Consider the following 16,426-nt stretch of genomic DNA (forward strand, 5'->3'; position numbering starts at 1 on the left):
TCGCGGCGCAGGGGGCGCCTGTGTTTCGCGGAAAGGGCCGCGCCCGAGCCTCGGGTGGGCGTCCCGAGACAGGTGGCCGGGCAGTTTATCTCTCAAGCCCGAATGACGGCTGTGCCCGCAGCGGCATCGCCAAAGCGCCCGCCCGGGGGGAGGGTCGGGCGCGGCCCGGGGCTGGTCGCCCCGCGCCAAAGAGTGGGCTTCAAGCATCTCACAAAATGAAAAAGGCCCGAGGCGCATCGCCCCGGGCCCATTCCTTAACTCCAAGCGGCCCTAAGGCACCGCCCTGCCCTCAGCTCTCCGCAGCCAAGAACGCCTTGCGGCGCTCGACCCGCTCGCGGATTTTCTCGACATCGGCGATCGGCGTCGCCGCCAGCAACGTCTTGGTATATTCGTGCTGCGGATTGGCGAAGATCTGATCGCGCGAGGCGTATTCCACCACCTCGCCCGCATTCATCACCATCACCTCATCCGCGAAATAGCGCACGACCGAGAGGTCGTGGCTCACGAAGATATAGGACAGGTCGAACTCGTCCTGCAGGTCTTTGAGCAGGTTCAGCACCTGCGCCTGCACCGACAGATCGAGCGCCGAGACCGGCTCGTCCAGCACGAGGATCTGCGGGTTCAGCATCAGCGCACGCGCAATCGCGATCCGCTGGCGCTGACCGCCCGAGAACATATGCGGGTAGCGGTTGTAGTGCTGCCGCTCCAACCCGACCTTCTCCAGCATCTCCTCGGCGCGCTTGCGGCGCTCCTTGGCGGGGATGTCGGTGTTGATGATCAGCGGCTCGGTCAGAACCTCGCCCACCTTCTGACGCGGGTTGAGCGACGAATAGGGGTTCTGGAAGACGATCTGAACCTTGGCGCGCAGCGCGGAGGTCACCTTGGTTTCCTTGATGTCGATCTTCTCGCCCTGAATATACAGATCGCCCGAATTGGCCGGGTCGATCAGCGTCAGGATGCGCGCCAGCGTGGACTTGCCGCAGCCGGATTCGCCGACGATGGCAAGCGTCTTGCCCTGCTCGAGCGAGAACGAGATGCCGTGCAGCGCCCGGATCGTCTTCGCCCCGCGCAGGAACCCGCCCGAGACGATGTAGTCGCGCGTGATGTCGCGCCCTTCGAGGATCACACTCATTGCACGCCCTCCCAGCCATCGGCGACTGTCAGCAGACGGTCCCCGGTCGCGTTCTCCGGCAGCGCGGCCAGAAGCGCGCGCGTATAGGGATGCTGCGGGTTCTCGAAGAGTGAGAGCACGTCGGCCTCCTCCAGTTTGCGGCCCTTGAACTGGACCGAGACGCGGTCGGCGGTCTCGGCCACGACGCCCATGTCATGGGTGATCATGATCAGCCCCATGCCATATTCCTCCTGCAGGCTCATCAGCAGATCGAGGATCTGCTTCTGGATCGTCACGTCGAGCGCGGTGGTCGGCTCGTCGGCGATCAGCAGGCGCGGCTTGCAGGCGATGGCCATCGCGATCATCACGCGCTGACACTGCCCGCCCGAAAGCTGGTGCGGATAGCTGTTCAGCCGCCGCTCGGGTTCGGGGATGCCCACCTGCTCGAACAGCTCCAGCGCGCGTTTGCGGGCACCCTTGCCCTTCAGGCCAAGGTGACGCGTCAGCACTTCCTCGACCTGGAAACCGCAGGTGAAGGAAGGGTTGAGCGAGGAGATCGGCTCCTGGAAGATCATCGAGATTTCTTTCCCGATGATCCGGCGACGTTCGCGGCCCGACATTTTCAGCATGTCACGCCCGTCATAGGTGATCTCGTCGGCGGTGATCGTCGCGGTGGGCGGCAAGAGCCCCATCACCGCGAGCATCGAGACCGATTTGCCCGAGCCGGATTCGCCCACGATGGCGAGCACTTCGCGGCCCGAGACTTCGACATCGATCCCGTCCACGGCGCGGAACGCGCCCTGAGCGGTGTCGAATTCGACGGTGAGATTGCGGATTTTCAGCAAGGACATTGGCTTAGCTCCGCTTCAGTTTCGGATCGAGCGCGTCGCGAAGGCCGTCGCCCATCAGGTTGATCGCCAGCACGGTCACGAGGATCGCGAGACCCGGGAAGGTCACGACCCACCAGGCGCGCAGGATGAACTCGCGCGCTTCCGACAGCATCGTGCCCCATTCCGGGGTCGGCGGCTGCGCGCCCATGCCGAGGAAGCCAAGCGCCGCCACGTCGAGGATCGCGTTCGAGAAGCTCAGCGTGCCCTGCACGATCAGCGGCGCGAGGCAGTTCGGCAGCACCGTGCGGAACATCAGGCGCATATGGCCCGCGCCCGCGACCTGAGCGGCCATGACGTAATCGCGGTTCTTCTCCGACAGCACCGCGGCGCGGGTCAGACGCGCGAAATGCGGCTGATAGACGATGGCGATGGCGATCATCGCGTTGATCAGCCCCGGCCCCAGCACCGCCACAAAGACAAGCGCGAGCAGCAACGACGGGAAGGCGAGGATGATATCCATCACCCGCATGATCACGGTATCGACCCAGCCGCCGAACCAGCCGGCGAGCAGGCCGAGGATCACCCCCACGGAGAGCGCGAGCAGCACGACCATCACGCCGATGAACAGCGAGAAGCGCGCGCCGAACAGCAGGCGCGAGAGAATATCGCGCCCGACCGCATCGGTGCCGATCAGGAAGGTGCCGTTGGCATCATGCGTCAGCGGCGTCGCCAGAAGCGCGTCGCGGAACTGCGTGTCGGGATCGAAGGGCGCGATCAGCGGCGCTGCGATCGCGGCCAGCGCGATCAACGCGAACACCACCAGACCGATCACGGCCCCACGGTTTTCTTTGAAATAGAACCAGAACTCGGCGAATTGCGCGCGGCGCGTGCCGGCCGGGATATCGGTTTCGGTCACTTCGGACATGTCACTCACCTATGCCGGATACGCGGGTTAATCAGACCGTAGAGCAGGTCCACGATCAGGTTCACGAACATCACGATCAGCGCGATCATCAGCAGCCCGCCCTGCACGGAGGGGTAGTCGCGCCGCGAGATCGAATCGACCATCCATTTGCCGATGCCCGGCCAGGAGAAGATCGTCTCGGTCAGGATCGCGCCCGCCATCAGCATGCCGACCTGCAGGCCGATCGTGGTGATCACCGGGATCATCGCATTGCGCAGCGCATGGACGCCCACGACGCGGCGCGGCGGCATCCCCTTGGCGCGCGCGGTGCGCACGTAATCCTCGCCCAGCACTTCGAGCATCGCCGAACGGGTCTGGCGCGCGATCACCGCGAGCGGGATCGTGGCGAGCACGACCGCAGGCAGGATCAGGTGGCTCAGCGCCGAGGTCAGCGCGCCGGATTGCCCCGACATCAGCGCGTCCCAGATCATGAATCCCGTGCCGTTGGGGAAGTAATACATCAGCGAGATGCGTCCCGAGACCGGCGTCCACTGCAGGATGCCCGAGAACAGGATGATCAGCAGCAGGCCCCACCAGAAGATCGGCATCGAATAGCCCACCAGCGCCGTGCCCATCGTCGCCTGATCGAACCACGAGCCGCGCTTGATCGCGGCCAGCACGCCGATCGGCACGCCGATCACGACGGCGAGGAACATCGCGCAGATGCCCAGTTCAAGCGTGGCCGGGAAGAGCGCGAAGAACTCGCCCAGCACCGGCTTGTGGGTCACGAGGCTGTCGCCGAGATTGCCGTGCGCGAGTTGCCAGATGAAGTCGAGATATTGCTGCCAGAGCGGGCGGTCGAAGCCAAGCTGATGCGCCAGCTCGGCATGGCGTTCGGGGCTCAGCCCGCGCTCGCCTGCCATCAGCAGCACCGGGTCCCCGGGCAGCACCCGAACGAAGCCGAAGGCCACGATCGTGATGCCGATCAGCGTGGGGATCAGCCAGAGGATCTTGCCGATTATGAAACGTAACATGTCACCGGTCCTGTTTGCGGTTCTTCAGGATACCTTTCGCGGCAGCCCCTGCCCGCCGCGCTCCGTGGCGCTCGCGGTCATTTGCCCCTCGATTTTCGGCCCCTGAATGTATTGCGAGGCGCCCAGTTTCCCGGGCGCCTCTGTCATGCAGGTAGTCTCAGGATCACTCCGAGATGTCCACCCCGTAGAAGTCGTGACCGCCCAGCGGGTTCATCACATAACCGGTGACCTTGTTGGACATCGGCATGAACACGGTCGAGTGGGCGATGGTGTCCCACGGCGCCTGTTTCTTGAACTCGACCTGCGCCTCCTCATAGAGCTTGGTGCGCTCGGCCTGATCGCTCGATTGACGCGCCTTGGTGATCAGATCGTCGAATTTCTGATCGCACCAGAAGGCACGGTTCGAACCGCTTTCAGCCGCCGAGCAGCCCAGCAGAACCGCGAGGAAGTTGTCCGGGTCGCCGTTGTCGCCGGTCCAGCCGAGGATCACCGCACCGTCACGGTTCGGATCTTTCGACTTCTTCAGGTACTCGCCCCACTCGTAGGAGACGATGTTCGCGGTCACGCCGACCTTGGCGAGATCCGATTGCATCAGCTCCGCGGTGCGGCGTGCGTTGGGCATGTAGGGCCGCTGCACGGGCATCGCCCAGATGTTCATCGTGAGGTCTTTCACGCCGGCATCCTCAAGCATTTTCTTTGCTTTTTCCGGATCGTAGGCGTCATCCTTGATGTCCTTGTTATAGGACCACATGGTCGGCGGGATCGGGTTCTTGGCAACCTGGCCCGCGCCCTGGAAGACCGCGTCGATGATCGCGTCCTTGTTGATCGCCATGTTCAGCGCCTTGCGGACTTCGACCTTGTCGAACGGAGCCTGCGTGGTGTTGTAGGCGAGGTAAGCCACGTTCAGACCGGGCTGCTCGTCGACCTTGATGTTCGAGTCGTCCTTGAGCGCCTGAATGTCGGCCGGCGACGGGTACGGCATGATCTGGCACTCGCCCGCCTGCAGCTTCTGCATGCGCACCGCCGGATCGGGGGTGATCGCGAAGATCAGATCGTCGATCGCCGCTTTGCCCTTGAAGTAGTCCGGGTTCGCCTTGTAGCGGATCACGGCGTCCTTCTGGTAGGCGACGAATTCGAACGGGCCGGTGCCGACGGGCACGTTGTTGATGTCAGCCTTGCGGTCTTCGCTGGCCAGCTTGTCGGCATATTCCTTCGACATGATCGACGCGAAGTCCATCGCGAGGTCGGCAAGGAACGGCGCGTTCGGCTCGGACAGGTGGAACTTCACCGTGTAATCGTCGACTTTCTCGATCGATTTGATGATCGTCGGCATGTCCATGCCGGCGTAGTATTCATAGGAAACGCCCGGCGCGTAAGAATAATAGGGGTTGTCCTTGTTGCCCTGACGGTCGAACGAGAAAATCACGTCATCGGCGTTGAAATCACGGCTCGGGGTGAAGCCCTCGACCGAGTGGAATTTCACGCCCTTGCGCAGGTTGAACGTATAGGTCAGCCCGTCATCGGACACGTTCCAGCTTTCTGCGAGGCCCGGTTCGATCTCGGTCGTGCCCGGCTTGAATTCGACGAGCTGGTCGTAGACCGGCTTCGAGGAGGCATCGAACGTCGTGCCCGAGGTATAGGGCGCGGGGTCGAAGCCTTCCGGCGACGCTTCCGAACAATAAACGAGCGTCTTGGCGCCGGCCCCGCCTGCGGTCATCATCACCGCGGCAGCCCCCGCCAAAAGCATCGAGCGAATGGTCATGGTCTGTCCTTCCTGTTGGTTGGTCTTTTCGTGAGTGCTGCCGCCCCCTCCGGTCGCGTGGGCGACATCGTGGGACGGTTCAAACACAAACTGGTGAGGAGTAAATCGTGGTTTGATCACGTGGTCAATGAATGCCGCGACGTCGCGGGTCACGAGCCAGTGAAACTTTCGTGTGCCTATGGGGCAGCGCCGTAGCCCGGCGGCCGGAGTGACGCAGCCTCAATCGAGCGGGATCACATCCACCGCCTGCGCGCTTTGCTGCCCGCCCGCGCCGCGCATCGCCCCGCGCAAAGGCGGCACGTCGTCATAGTCGCGCCCGTAGCCGACGGTGATGTAATCCTCGCCCGCATATTGATTGTTGGTCGGGTCGAACTCGACCCATCCGGTCTCGGCGCCCGCCCAGGCGCGCACCCAGGCATGCATCGCATCCGCGCCTTCCAGACGGGGCTGGCCGGGCGGCGGATAAGTGCGCAGAAAACCCGAGACATAGCCCGCAGGGATCCCCACCCCGCGCAGGCAGGAAATCATGATATGGCTGAAATCCTGACAGACCCCGTGGCGGTTCGCGAAGGCCTCGGCTGCAGGCGTATTCACATCGGTCGCGCCCGCATCAAAGCGCATCTCGCGATGCAGCGCGCGGCCCACGGCCTCGATCGCGCCGCGCGCGGTCTGGCCCGGTTGCAACTGCGCCTGAGCGAACTCCGTCATCTCTTTCGTCGGCGCCGCACGGCGCGAGGCCGCGAGGAAATGATGCGGCGCATTGGGCGCGAGGCTGCGGAATTGGGCGATCTCCTGCGCCAGTTCCTCGCGCGGCGAGGACAGGTCCAGACCCGGCTCTGCGAGCCCCCGGTCAATCTTTGCGGTGAGGGTCACGCCGATCTCCGCGATCGGCGCGTGCCAGACCGCCGAGGTCATCGCATTGCCGAAGAAATCGCGCGAGTCGTGGCGCTCATCGGGGGGCGGATCGAAGCTGAGCGCGCGCGACGTGACGGTCTGCAGCCCCGCAATGTCCGACGGCAGCACCCGCAGCACGGTCCGCGCGTGATCGGAGGGCGCGTTATACCGGTAGCTCAGCTTTAACTTCACCTCGTAACGCATTGGATTACCTCAGATATTTCTGCGAAACGAGATCGGAGAGCCGGAACAGGTCCGACCGGATCTGCTGCAACATCTGGGGCGTGACCTCTTCGGGTTCCATCACCGAGAGCTGGGTGCGCAACGGCATCAGCGCGCGCAGCAGATCGCCCGGACGCCCGGCCACCTCGGCCTCGGGCAACTCATCAAGAAGGCCCTTCAACCGATTGAGATGAAACAGAATTGCGCGCGGGTTGGCGGCGTCGAGCACCAGCAGGTCCAGCACCGTCTCGCGATTGGTGCGCACCCGGTAGCGGCGCTGGTGGGTGATGACGCTGTCGGCCACCTCCACCGCCAGATCGAGCGCGCCTTCCGGCGCATCCTCCGCAGTGAATCGGATCAGCAGCGCGGCCAGCCCGTCGGCGCGTTCCAGCGCCCGCCCGATCGACAGGAAGCGCCAGCCCTCGAAGCGGTACATGTTCTCGTGCACGAGACCGGAGAACCCGGTGATCTTGCGCAAAAGCACCCCCATCGCGCGCGCCGTATCGTCGCCGGGGCGCGCGGTGCTCACCATCCCGCGGGCGGTCTTCGACAGGTCCTTCAGCGCCAGCCAGCCATCGGTCGAGAACCGGTCGCGCAGTTTCGACGCACAGGCCTGCGCCGCATCGAGGCGCTGCAACAGCGCATCGGGCACGGGTTGCGAGATGTCGAACCCATGCGCCCCGAGGAACTCCGCCAGTCGGGCCAGCCGCTCGTCTTCCGGACTGCCTGTCGCGGCGAGGCGCAGGTGATAGGCGCGGATCACCCGGATCGAGTCTTCGCAGCGTTCGATATAGCGGCCGAGCCAATAGAGGTTGTCGGCGGCGCGCGCAGGCAGCGTGCCGGGGATCTTGCGGCGGAAAGTGCCGGTCTGGCGCGGCGCCATGCTCGCCGAGGGCACCGGCTTGTCCGAGACGATCCAGACATCGGCCACGGCCCCGCCCTGCTGCATCGACAGCGCGGTCGCATCGCCCTCCGGCCCGATCCGGGCATAGCCGCCCTTCATGAACTGCCAACCCTGCGGCGTGCGCGCCGCAAACACCCGCACCGTCATCGGACAGGGCCGGACCGAGCCGCCGCCCTGCCCGTCGTCATGCCATGCGGGCGTCGTGGACAGCGTCACCGCCTCCTGACCCACCAGATGCCGCCCCTCGGCCTCCAGCCAATCCGCGATGGACGCCTCCGCACCCGAACGGAACTGCCCGCCCAGCGCGGTCGCGGCATCCAGATCGAAGGGCAGGTTCACCGCCATCGCGGGGCCGATCATCATGGTCTCGGCATTGGCGCGGACATGGGCGCGCTCGGACGCGCCGCCGCACCACCATGTCGCGATATTGGGCATCGCGAGCGGCTGACCCGTCAGCACCCGCGAAATCTTCGGAAGGAAGGCCATCAACGCGCGGGTCTCCAGCACGCCCGCGCCCAGCGCATTGACCATCGCGAGATTGCCCTCGCGCACCGCTTCCATCAGACCGGGCGTGCCGATCTGGGTGTCGGGGTCCATCTCGAGCGGATCGACGAAGCCCGCATCCATCCGCCGCCAGAGCGCGCCCAGGGGTTGCGGCCCCTCGATCGTGCGCACCATCGCCTCGCCATTTTGCACCAGCAGATCCTCGCCTTCGAGCAGCGATAGGCCGAGGTAGCGCGCGATATAGGTATGCTCATAGTAGCTGTCGTTGGCCGGACCCGGCGTCAGGATCGCGGCGCGGCGCATATCGCCATCGACCCGCCCCGCGAGCACCTCAAGCGCGGCGCGGAAATCGCCGAAGAAAGTGGCGAGCTTATGGATATGGTCGCGCGGGAAGCTCTCGGGGAAGATCCGCCCCGTGGCCATCCGGTTCTCCAGCGCGAAGCCCGCCCCCGAGGGCGCCTGCGTCCGGTCCCCCAGCACGAACCACGACCCGTCCGGCGAGCGCCCGATCTCGAAGGCGAGGAAATGCAGGTAATTCCCCCCCTTGGGCTCCACCCCCACCATCGGGCGCATCCAGTGCTTGTTGCCCGCGATCAGTTCCGGCGGCAGATGTCCGTTCGCGACGAGACTTCCCGGCCCGTAGAGGTCGGCCATCACCGCCTCCAGAAGATCGGCCCGCTGTGCGAGCCCCTCGCAGATGCCGGACCACTCGCTTTCATGCAAGATCACGGGGATATGGCTCAGCGGCCATTCGCGTTCGGCCAGCACGTCGTTGGAATATTGCCGGTAATAGACGCCCGCGTCCCTCAGGTATTGGTTGGCGCGCTCGAAGCGCTGCGGGATTTCCCCCGGTTCGAGCTTCAGAAACTTCTCCACGAAGGGCCGCCAGACGCGCCGCATCGCACCGGAGCGTTCGAACAGCTCGTCGGCCACGCCCGGCACGGGCGCATAGCCCGCCAGAAGCGGGTGCTGTTCGAGCGGGCTCGCAGCGTCGGGCGTATCGGGGCTTTGCATCGGGTCTCCGTTAGGCTCGGATCAACTCAGCCCGACAGGACGTCGCAGGTCAAGCGTCAGGGGAAACTCCGGATGGGGGGTCTCCGGTTCCGGACGATAGGCCCCCGGCGTATGGCCATGCCCCTCGAAGCGCGCCAGTCGGCGGGCTTCCGCCTCGTTGCCGTTCACCGGGAAGGTGTCGTAATTGCGTCCCCCCGGATGGGCCACGTGATAGACACAGCCCCCGATCGCCCTGCCCGTCCAGTCGTCATAGATGTCGAAGGTCAGCGGCGCATTGACCGGCAGCGTCGGATGCAGCGCTTCGGCGGGTTGCCATGCCTTGAACCGTACCCCGGCGACAGAGACCCCGCTGTCCTGCGTCCTCGCAAGCGGCACGGGACGACGGTTGCACATCACCTTGTAGCGGTCCTGATGGAGCGAGGTCATCTTCACCTGCAAACGCTCGACCGAGCTGTCGGTGTAGCGCACCGTACCGCCGATGGCGCCGGTCTCTCCCAGAACATGCCACGGCTCCAGCGCCTGACGGATCTCGAGATGCACGCCTTCCGCCTCGATCTGGCCGCAGAAGGGGAAGCGGAACTCCGATTGCGCCTCGAACCATTGCGGATCGAGATCGAAACCGTGGCGGCGCAGATCGGCGAGAAGATCGGTGAAATCCTCCCAGAGGTAATGCGGCAGCATGAAGCGGTCGTGCAGCACCGTCCCCCAGCGCACCGGACGCCCCTCCACGGGCGCATTCCAGCACCGCGCGATGATGGCGCGCAGCAGCAGTTGTTGCGCGAGCGACATGCGCGGGTCCGGCGGCATCTCGAAGCCGCGGAACTCGACGAGGCCAAGGCGACCGGTCGGCCCGTCGGGCGAATACATCTTGTCGATGCAGATTTCCGCCCGGTGGGTATTGCCCGTGACGTCGGTGAGCATGTTGCGCAGCAGCCGGTCCACCAGCCACGGCGGCGGGACGTTGCCAGCCTCGGGCGGGTGGATCTGGCTCAGCGCGATTTCCAGCTCGTAGAGCGTATCGTGCCGCGCTTCGTCGATCCGAGGGGCCTGTGAGGTCGGGCCGATGAAGAGGCCAGAGAACAGGTAGGACAGCGAAGGGTGCCGCTGCCAGATCAGGATCAGCGACTTCAGCAGATCGGGGCGACGCAGGAAGGGACTGTCGAGCAGCGTCTCCCCCCCGACTACGACATGGTTGCCACCCCCCGTGCCGGTATGGCGCCCGTCGATCATAAACTTGTCGGCGCCCAGCCGCGACTGGCGGGCCTCTTCATAGATCGCCTCGGTGGTGGCGACGCAATCCTCCCAGCTATGGGCGGGATGGATATTCACCTCGATCACGCCGGGATCGGGCGCGACCCGGATCACGTTGAGGCGCGGATCATGCGGCGGCGCGTAGCCTTCGATATGGATCGGCAGCCCCATCGCCTTGGCGCTTTCCTCGGCGGCGGCGATCAGTTCGAGGTAATCCTCCAGATCCTCGGTCGGCGGCATGAAGACGCAAAGCCGCCCGTCGCGCGGCTCGACCGAGATCGCGGTGCGCACGACATCGCCCACCGTATCCAGATCCTGCTCCACGATGGTCTGGCCCGGCTCGGCCGATTGCGCCTCGGAGACCGGTTGGCTGTGTTCCTCGGTGGGCTTGTCGACCAACCCCTTCGCGGCGGCGGCCTCCATCTCGGCATGGAAATCGGGCAGATCGCTTTTCGGCAGCGAGGTGTCGGTGACATAGTGGTAGGGATATTGCGCGGGCGGCACATAGGGCAGCGCGCCCAGCGGCAGACGGAACCCCGCGGGGCTGTCGCCCGGGATCAGGAACAGCTTGCCGCGCCGGGTCTTCCACTTCTCGGACCGCCAGCGATGGCCGGGCTTCGCCTTGGCCTGCCAGCGTTGCACCGGCAGGATGTAGCCCGTAGGTGTCTCCAGCCCGCGATTGAAGACCCGCGCGAAGCGCGCGCGATCCTCGGGGTTCTTCAGCTTGCTGTCTTCGGGCGTGACATTGGCGGGCAGATTGCCCTCTTTCAGCATCCATTCGGCCGGGTCTTCATAGGCGGGCTGGGCGTGATCGGGCTCGATCCCCAGATGTTCCGCGATGCCGCGCATCAGCGTGCCGGCCTCCTCCGGCCCCGCGCCGGTCTTGTCGCCCTCCTTGGCGATCAGATCCTCGTCGCGCCAGATCGGCTTGCCGTCGCGCCGCCAGTAGAGCGAGAAGGTCCAGCGCGGCAGGCTTTCGCCCGGATACCACTTGCCCTGCCCGTAATGCAGAAAGCCCCCCGGCGCGAAGCGATCGCGCAGCCGCCGGATCAGCTCATCGGCCAGCGCACGCTTTTGCGGCCCCACGGCGGCGGTGTTCCACTCGTCGCTCTCGAAATCGTCGATGGAGACGAAGGTCGGCTCTCCCCCCATGGTCAGGCGCACATCGCCCGCCTTCAGGCTCTCATCCACCTTGCGCCCCAGCGCATTGAGCCGGTCCCACGCCTCGTCGGAAAACGGCTTGGTGATGCGCGGATGTTCGGCCACCCGGTCCACCGTCATGTCAAAGGCGAAACTCACCTCCGGGCTGCCGACCGAGGAAAAGCCCCCAGAGATCGGCGCGGCATTGCGGAAATGGGGTGTGGCCGCCAGCGGGATATGGCTCTCGCCGGTCAGCAATCCGGACGTCGGGTCCAGACCGATCCAGCCGGCGCCGGGGATGAAGACCTCGCACCATGCATGCAGGTCGGTGAAGTCGTGATCGGTGCCCGAGGGACCATCCAACGCTTCCAGATCGGGCTTCAACTGGATCAGGTAGCCCGAGACGAACCGCGCCGCGAAGCCGAGATGGCGCAGCACCTGCACCAAGAGCCACGAGCTGTCCCGGCACGAACCCGAGCGTTTCGCCAAGGTCTCCTCGGGCGTCTGCACGCCGGGGTCCATACGGATCGTGTAATCCACCACCTTCGAGAGATGCGCATTCAGCGCGACGAGGAAATTGACCGTCCCTTTGATCGTGTAGTCGATCTCGCCGATGAACTGCGCCAGCAGCGGGCCTTCCGGCTCGGGTGTGCGGTAGATCGACAGGTCGTCACGCAGCTCCTCGGGGTAGTCGAAGGGCCATTCCTCGGCGAATTCCTCGGTGAAGAAGTCGAACGGGTTGTAGACGGTCATGTCCGCCGTCAGGTCCACCTCGATCTTCAGCTCGGTCACCGGCTCGGGGAAGACGAAGCGCGCGAGCCAGTTGCCATAGGGGTCCTGCTGGTGATTCACGAAATGCCCGCCGGGCGAGACCTTGAGCGAATGCGAGATCACCCGGGTGCGCGAATGCGGCGCGGGACGCAGGCGAATGATCTGCGGGCCGAGCGTCACGGGGCGGTCATAGGTGTAATGGGTCAGGTGATAAATGCTGGCATGAATCGCCATAAGTCTCGCTCCCGCAATAGGTCTTCGCCAGATCACGATGACGGAGCAAGGGCTTCGGTAAAAGCGGCAATTTCGAAAAATGCGCCCTGCCCCTGCCTGTTGGGAAATCGAACGCCCAAAAAGCGGGCAGGAAGCGGGCGGCAATTTATTTCCGATTGTTTCACTCAGGCATTGACGCGTTCGTGAACGGCAGCTACCTCTTCGCTCACGAAAACGCGAATGGAGACTTCAATGACCCGGACCCTCGCCCTCGCCCTGATGGGCACGGCCCTCGCCACGCCGACGCTTGCGGATGTGAACATCTACTCCCACCGTCAGCCCGAACTGATCCAGCCCGTGCTCGACGCTTTCACCGAAGAGACCGGGATCGCGGTGAACATCGCCTATGTCGAGAAAGGCATGGTCGAGCGCCTCAAAGCCGAGGGCGACCGCTCCCCCGCCGATCTGGTGCTGACCGTCGACATCGCGCGGCTGAGCGAAGTGGTGAATGCGGACGTGACGCAGGCGGTCGAGGACCCGGCGCTGCAAGACGCGATCCCCGCCGAATTCCGCGACCCGCAGAACCACTGGTTCGGCCTGACCTCGCGCGCCCGCATCGTCTATGCCTCGAAAGAGCGCGTAGCCGATGGCGAGGTGACGACCTATGAAGACCTCGCCTCCGACAAATGGAAGGGCCGCATCTGCACCCGCTCCTTCACCTCCGATTACAACGTCGCGCTGACCTCGGCCTATCTCGCCCATCACGGCGAAGAGGCGACCAAGGAATGGCTCGAAGGGCTGAAGGCGAACCTCGCCAAGACGCCCGAGGGCAATGACCGCAGCCAGGTGAAATCGATCTGGGCGGGCGAATGCGACATCTCGCTGGGCAACACCTATTACATGGGTCAGATGCTCGCCGATCCCGAGCAGGCGCAATGGGCCAATTCCGTGCGCATCACCTTCCCGGTCTTCGAGGAAGGCGGCACCCATATGAACGTCTCGGGCATGGCGATGACCAAATCCGCGCCGAACCGCGAGGATGCGCTCAAGCTGATGGAATTCCTCGTCTCGGATGAGGCGCAGGAAATCTACGCCCAGACCAACCACGAATTCCCGATCAAGCCGGGCGTTGCGCGCTCCGAACTGGTGCAAAGCTGGGGCGAGTTCACGCCCGACACGCTCGATCTCGCGACGCTGGCCGAGCTGCGCCCGACCGCGCTGAAGCTGATCGACGAGGTCGATCTCGACGGCTGATCGCGATCGCACATCAAAACAGAGAAAGCGGCGTCCAGCGGGCGCCGCTTTTTTCATTGTCCGGAATTGAAGCGCAACCGCAGCGGTTACTGGGCCGCGATCTGCAGCGCCTCGTCGGGGCCGATGCGCACGCCGTCGATGGCGGCCATCTGTTCCAGATCCTGCTCGTAGCGGCGCTGCAGCGAGGCCCGGTCGAGCGGATCGAACTCGGCGATCGGCGTGCCTTGCGGCTGCTGATGATGGAACCGCGCCAGACGGCGTTTCTGCTTCGGCCCGATCACGACGCCCGAATGGTGCAGGCGCTGCATCATCGCGATCACCGTATCGGCATGCGCGGTCTCGGCATCGGGCGCGGGATCGAGCGATGCGCCCGGCACCAGCGCGGCCATCGCCTCGCCGATCTTCGAGCCATGCGGCAGCACGATGATTTCGCGCGGGTTGAGACCGGCTTTCAGATCGCGCACCACGTTCACCCAGCGGCGCGGACGCGCCATCAGGCGCGGCGTCAGCTCTGCGAAGGGCTTGAGCGGGCGGCGCGCGGCGAGATCACGCCAGAGCGCCGGGTAATAGTCTTCATAGCTCGGCGCGTAGAGCACCACGCGCCCGACCGAACCGCTCAGAGCCTCGCGGAACCGCTCGGCCCGTTCCTGAGCCCGGGCGAAGAGGTGATAGAGCCCCGCCGCCGCATCGCCGATCAGTTGCGAATCGAGGTAGACACGCCCGCCAGCCGCAGCCCCGATCACCGCCGGACCGTAGCCTGCGCGGGCCAAAGCGTCCTGCCCACAGCCAAGCGTGCGTGCCATCTGGCCACTCATTCCACCCGAAGCGGGCGCTGCGATGAAGATGTGATGCTGGTTCATGTCTGGGTGTCCTTCCCTGCAAGTAGTGGTCTAGAGACCGAATGTGGCCAAATGTGGCCGACCGCAGGAAAGGTTCGGGGCGAACACACGCATAGGTAATGTCCATTTGGTGTGCCCGAGGGGCATCCGCACCCATATCTGGACATCGCCGCAACACCGCGCCAAGGTCGCGCCGGACCCGCGAAGGAGGCGAAAATGGCGCGCAAGATCATCATCGACACCGATCCCGGACAGGATGACGCGGTGGCGATCCTGCTGGCGCTGGCCAGCCCCGACCTCGAAGTTCTGGGCATCACCTGTGTCGCCGGGAACGTGCCGCTGCCGCTGACGTCGAAGAATGCGCGCGTGGTCTGCGAATTGGCCGGGCGGACGGATGTGCCGGTCTATGCGGGCTGCGACCGGCCGCTCGCGCGCGACCTGGTCACGGCGGAATATGTCCATGGCAAGACCGGGCTCGACGGGATCGACCTGCCCGAGCCTCAGATGCCGCTGCAGGACCAGCACGCGGTCGATTTCCTGATCGAGACGCTGCGCGCCCATCCCGCAGGCAGCGTCACGCTTTGCCCGCTGGGCCCGCTGACCAATATCGCGACCGCGCTCCAACGCGCCCCCGACATCGCCGAGAAGATCGCAGAGATCGTGCTGATGGGCGGCGCCTATTTCGAGGTGGGCAACACCACGCCCGCCGCCGAATTCAATATCCATGTCGACCCGCAGGCCGCCGAGATCGTGTTCAAATCCGGCGTGCCGCTGGTGGTGATGCCGCTCGACGTGACCCATAAGGCGCTCACCACCCGCGCCCGCGTCGAGGCGTTTCGCAATCTCGGCACCCGCGTCGGCCATGCGGTCGCGAGCTGGACCGACTTCTTCGAGCGCTTCGACATGGCGAAATACGGCTCCGAGGGCGCGCCGCTGCACGATCCCTGCGTGATCGCCTATCTGCTCGAGCCCGACCTGTTCACGGGGCGGCATATCAACGTGGAAATCGAGACCACGTCGGAGCTGACCATGGGCATGACCGTCGCCGACTGGTGGCGCGTGACCGACCGGGCGCCGAACGCGATGTTCATGGGCGATCTGGATGCCGAAGGGTTCTACACGCTCCTGACCGAGCGGATCGCGCGGCTGTAACGCGCTCAGGGGGCGCTGCCCCCCGTCGCCGTAGGGCGACAAACTTAAGGGAGAGGGGGCCTAGTCCGACCGATAATTGTCAGGTGAGTGCCTCTGCAGTGCTTAATTGGCTGGTCGTGCCGGTCTGCGCCGATAGGTTCCGATCAATGCCGAGCCGCTGCGCGACCCATGACAACGAGAAAGGGCGAGGATTACACCTCGCCCTTTCTGTTCGTGTTGGGTGATCTAAGCGCCTTCAGCCTTCGCTGGCGTGGTCCGTTTTCCCGAGCGCAGCGCGTGCAACGCCTTCGTTTCCACGTGTGGCGCCAGTCTTTTCGATCCGCTGCGCGATTTCATCGCGCACGACGTCCGGGCAGTCAGGATGATTAGCGATCCGCTTGGCGTTCGCCAGCGTGGCGGTTTCGCTGAACAGGCGGAAAAACTCTTCCGCTTTGGGCGTGCCTGCAAGTTGTGCCAAGACGCTCTCGAGGCTTGCGAAAAGGGCTTTATTCGCGCGGTCATGTTCGCGGTGCTGATCAAGAGCGATCTGGGCAGTGAGGTTTTCCGCGCGGGCTTTCATTTGGCGCTGGCGGTCGGTCATGCGGTTCCAGTCGATGACAGGATGTCGGTTTTTCTGTGCCATGTGGT

Annotated in this window: 12 protein-coding genes; 2 read left to right on the forward strand and 10 right to left on the reverse strand. The window is 64.9% G+C overall.

The genetic code is table 11. The features are described from left to right. Positions 1-289: 289 nt before the first annotated feature. The 8 genes from AXZ77_RS10720 to AXZ77_RS10755 all read right to left on the reverse strand — a co-directional run bounded on the left by AXZ77_RS10720 (position 290) and on the right by AXZ77_RS10755 (position 12,575). On the reverse strand, positions 290-1,132 hold the full coding sequence (locus tag AXZ77_RS10720; RefSeq protein ID WP_078520871.1) for a dipeptide ABC transporter ATP-binding protein: 843 nt from the start codon (positions 1,130-1,132) through the stop codon (positions 290-292). Continuing rightward, positions 1,129-1,962 (reverse strand): ABC transporter ATP-binding protein, encoded by an 834-nt coding sequence (locus tag AXZ77_RS10725; RefSeq protein ID WP_098411145.1) that lies wholly within the window; start codon positions 1,960-1,962, stop codon positions 1,129-1,131. The genes AXZ77_RS10720 and AXZ77_RS10725 overlap by 4 nt, the downstream gene beginning before the upstream one ends. Before the next feature lie 4 nt (positions 1,963-1,966). Beyond that, positions 1,967-2,866 carry an ABC transporter permease subunit gene (locus AXZ77_RS10730; protein ID WP_098411146.1) on the reverse strand — a complete coding sequence of 300 codons (900 nt, stop codon included), beginning with the start codon at positions 2,864-2,866 and terminating at the stop codon, positions 1,967-1,969. Positions 2,867-2,871: 5 nt separating this feature from the next. Next, on the reverse strand, positions 2,872-3,879 hold the full coding sequence (locus AXZ77_RS10735) for an ABC transporter permease subunit (protein WP_098411147.1): 1,008 nt from the start codon (positions 3,877-3,879) through the stop codon (positions 2,872-2,874). A 163-nt stretch (positions 3,880-4,042) separates the two neighbouring features. Beyond that, complete coding sequence (locus AXZ77_RS10740; RefSeq protein ID WP_176536016.1) at positions 4,043-5,641, reverse strand: ABC transporter substrate-binding protein; 1,599 nt, start codon at positions 5,639-5,641, stop codon at positions 4,043-4,045. A gap of 219 nt (positions 5,642-5,860) precedes the next feature. Continuing rightward, entirely contained in the window at positions 5,861-6,739 is an 879-nt protein-coding gene (locus tag AXZ77_RS10745; RefSeq protein WP_098411148.1) for a transglutaminase family protein, read from the reverse strand. Between the two features lie 4 nt (positions 6,740-6,743). Beyond that, positions 6,744-9,179 (reverse strand): circularly permuted type 2 ATP-grasp protein, encoded by a 2,436-nt coding sequence (locus tag AXZ77_RS10750; RefSeq protein WP_098411149.1) that lies wholly within the window; start codon positions 9,177-9,179, stop codon positions 6,744-6,746. Between the two features lie 21 nt (positions 9,180-9,200). Continuing rightward, entirely contained in the window at positions 9,201-12,575 is a 3,375-nt protein-coding gene (locus tag AXZ77_RS10755; RefSeq protein ID WP_098411150.1) for a DUF2126 domain-containing protein, read from the reverse strand. 231 nt (positions 12,576-12,806) lie between these two features. On the opposite strand from AXZ77_RS10755, the gene AXZ77_RS10760 reads away from it, so the two are divergent. After that, positions 12,807-13,808: a Fe(3+) ABC transporter substrate-binding protein gene (locus AXZ77_RS10760; protein ID WP_255266473.1), complete on the forward strand. Its 1,002-nt coding sequence runs from the start codon at positions 12,807-12,809 to the stop codon at positions 13,806-13,808. An 86-nt stretch (positions 13,809-13,894) separates the two neighbouring features. On the opposite strand, the gene AXZ77_RS10765 is transcribed toward AXZ77_RS10760, so the two are convergent. Further along, the gene (locus AXZ77_RS10765) at positions 13,895-14,668 is read right to left on the reverse strand and encodes a hypothetical protein (RefSeq protein ID WP_098411152.1); all 774 of its coding nucleotides are present in this window, start codon (positions 14,666-14,668) and stop codon (positions 13,895-13,897) included. A 195-nt stretch (positions 14,669-14,863) separates the two neighbouring features. Here AXZ77_RS10765 and AXZ77_RS10770 point away from each other — a divergent pair, with 195 nt between their 5' ends. Beyond that, entirely contained in the window at positions 14,864-15,799 is a 936-nt protein-coding gene (locus tag AXZ77_RS10770) for a nucleoside hydrolase (protein WP_098411153.1), read from the forward strand. A 235-nt stretch (positions 15,800-16,034) separates the two neighbouring features. Here the strand turns inward: AXZ77_RS10770 and AXZ77_RS10775 are convergent, their stop codons facing one another. After that, positions 16,035-16,421 carry a hypothetical protein gene (locus tag AXZ77_RS10775; protein ID WP_098411154.1) on the reverse strand — a complete coding sequence of 129 codons (387 nt, stop codon included), beginning with the start codon at positions 16,419-16,421 and terminating at the stop codon, positions 16,035-16,037. Between the last annotated feature and the right edge of the window lie 5 nt (positions 16,422-16,426).

It is taken from the genome of Thioclava sp. ES.031 (genome assembly GCF_002563775.1).
GTDB lineage: Bacteria > Pseudomonadota > Alphaproteobacteria > Rhodobacterales > Rhodobacteraceae > Thioclava.

Bases quoted from the DNA above. Each gene is read 5' to 3' on its own strand.
- AXZ77_RS10735 (WP_098411147.1), bottom strand. From the start codon at position 3,879: ATGTTACGTTTCATAATCGGCAAGATCCTCTGGCTGATCCCCACGCTG.
- AXZ77_RS10740 (WP_176536016.1), bottom strand. From the start codon at position 5,641: ATGACCATTCGCTCGATGCTTTTGGCGGGGGCTGCCGCGGTGATGATG.
- AXZ77_RS10730 (WP_098411146.1), bottom strand. From the start codon at position 2,866: ATGTCCGAAGTGACCGAAACCGATATCCCGGCCGGCACGCGCCGCGCG.
- AXZ77_RS10765 (WP_098411152.1), bottom strand. From the start codon at position 14,668: ATGAACCAGCATCACATCTTCATCGCAGCGCCCGCTTCGGGTGGAATG.
- AXZ77_RS10760 (WP_255266473.1), top strand. From the start codon at position 12,807: ATGACCCGGACCCTCGCCCTCGCCCTGATGGGCACGGCCCTCGCCACG.
- AXZ77_RS10725 (WP_098411145.1), bottom strand. From the start codon at position 1,962: ATGTCCTTGCTGAAAATCCGCAATCTCACCGTCGAATTCGACACCGCT.
- AXZ77_RS10745 (WP_098411148.1), bottom strand. From the start codon at position 6,739: ATGCGTTACGAGGTGAAGTTAAAGCTGAGCTACCGGTATAACGCGCCC.
- AXZ77_RS10755 (WP_098411150.1), bottom strand. From the start codon at position 12,575: ATGGCGATTCATGCCAGCATTTATCACCTGACCCATTACACCTATGAC.
- AXZ77_RS10750 (WP_098411149.1), bottom strand. From the start codon at position 9,179: ATGCAAAGCCCCGATACGCCCGACGCTGCGAGCCCGCTCGAACAGCAC.
- AXZ77_RS10770 (WP_098411153.1), top strand. From the start codon at position 14,864: ATGGCGCGCAAGATCATCATCGACACCGATCCCGGACAGGATGACGCG.
- AXZ77_RS10720 (WP_078520871.1), bottom strand. From the start codon at position 1,132: ATGAGTGTGATCCTCGAAGGGCGCGACATCACGCGCGACTACATCGTC.
- AXZ77_RS10775 (WP_098411154.1), bottom strand. From the start codon at position 16,421: ATGGCACAGAAAAACCGACATCCTGTCATCGACTGGAACCGCATGACC.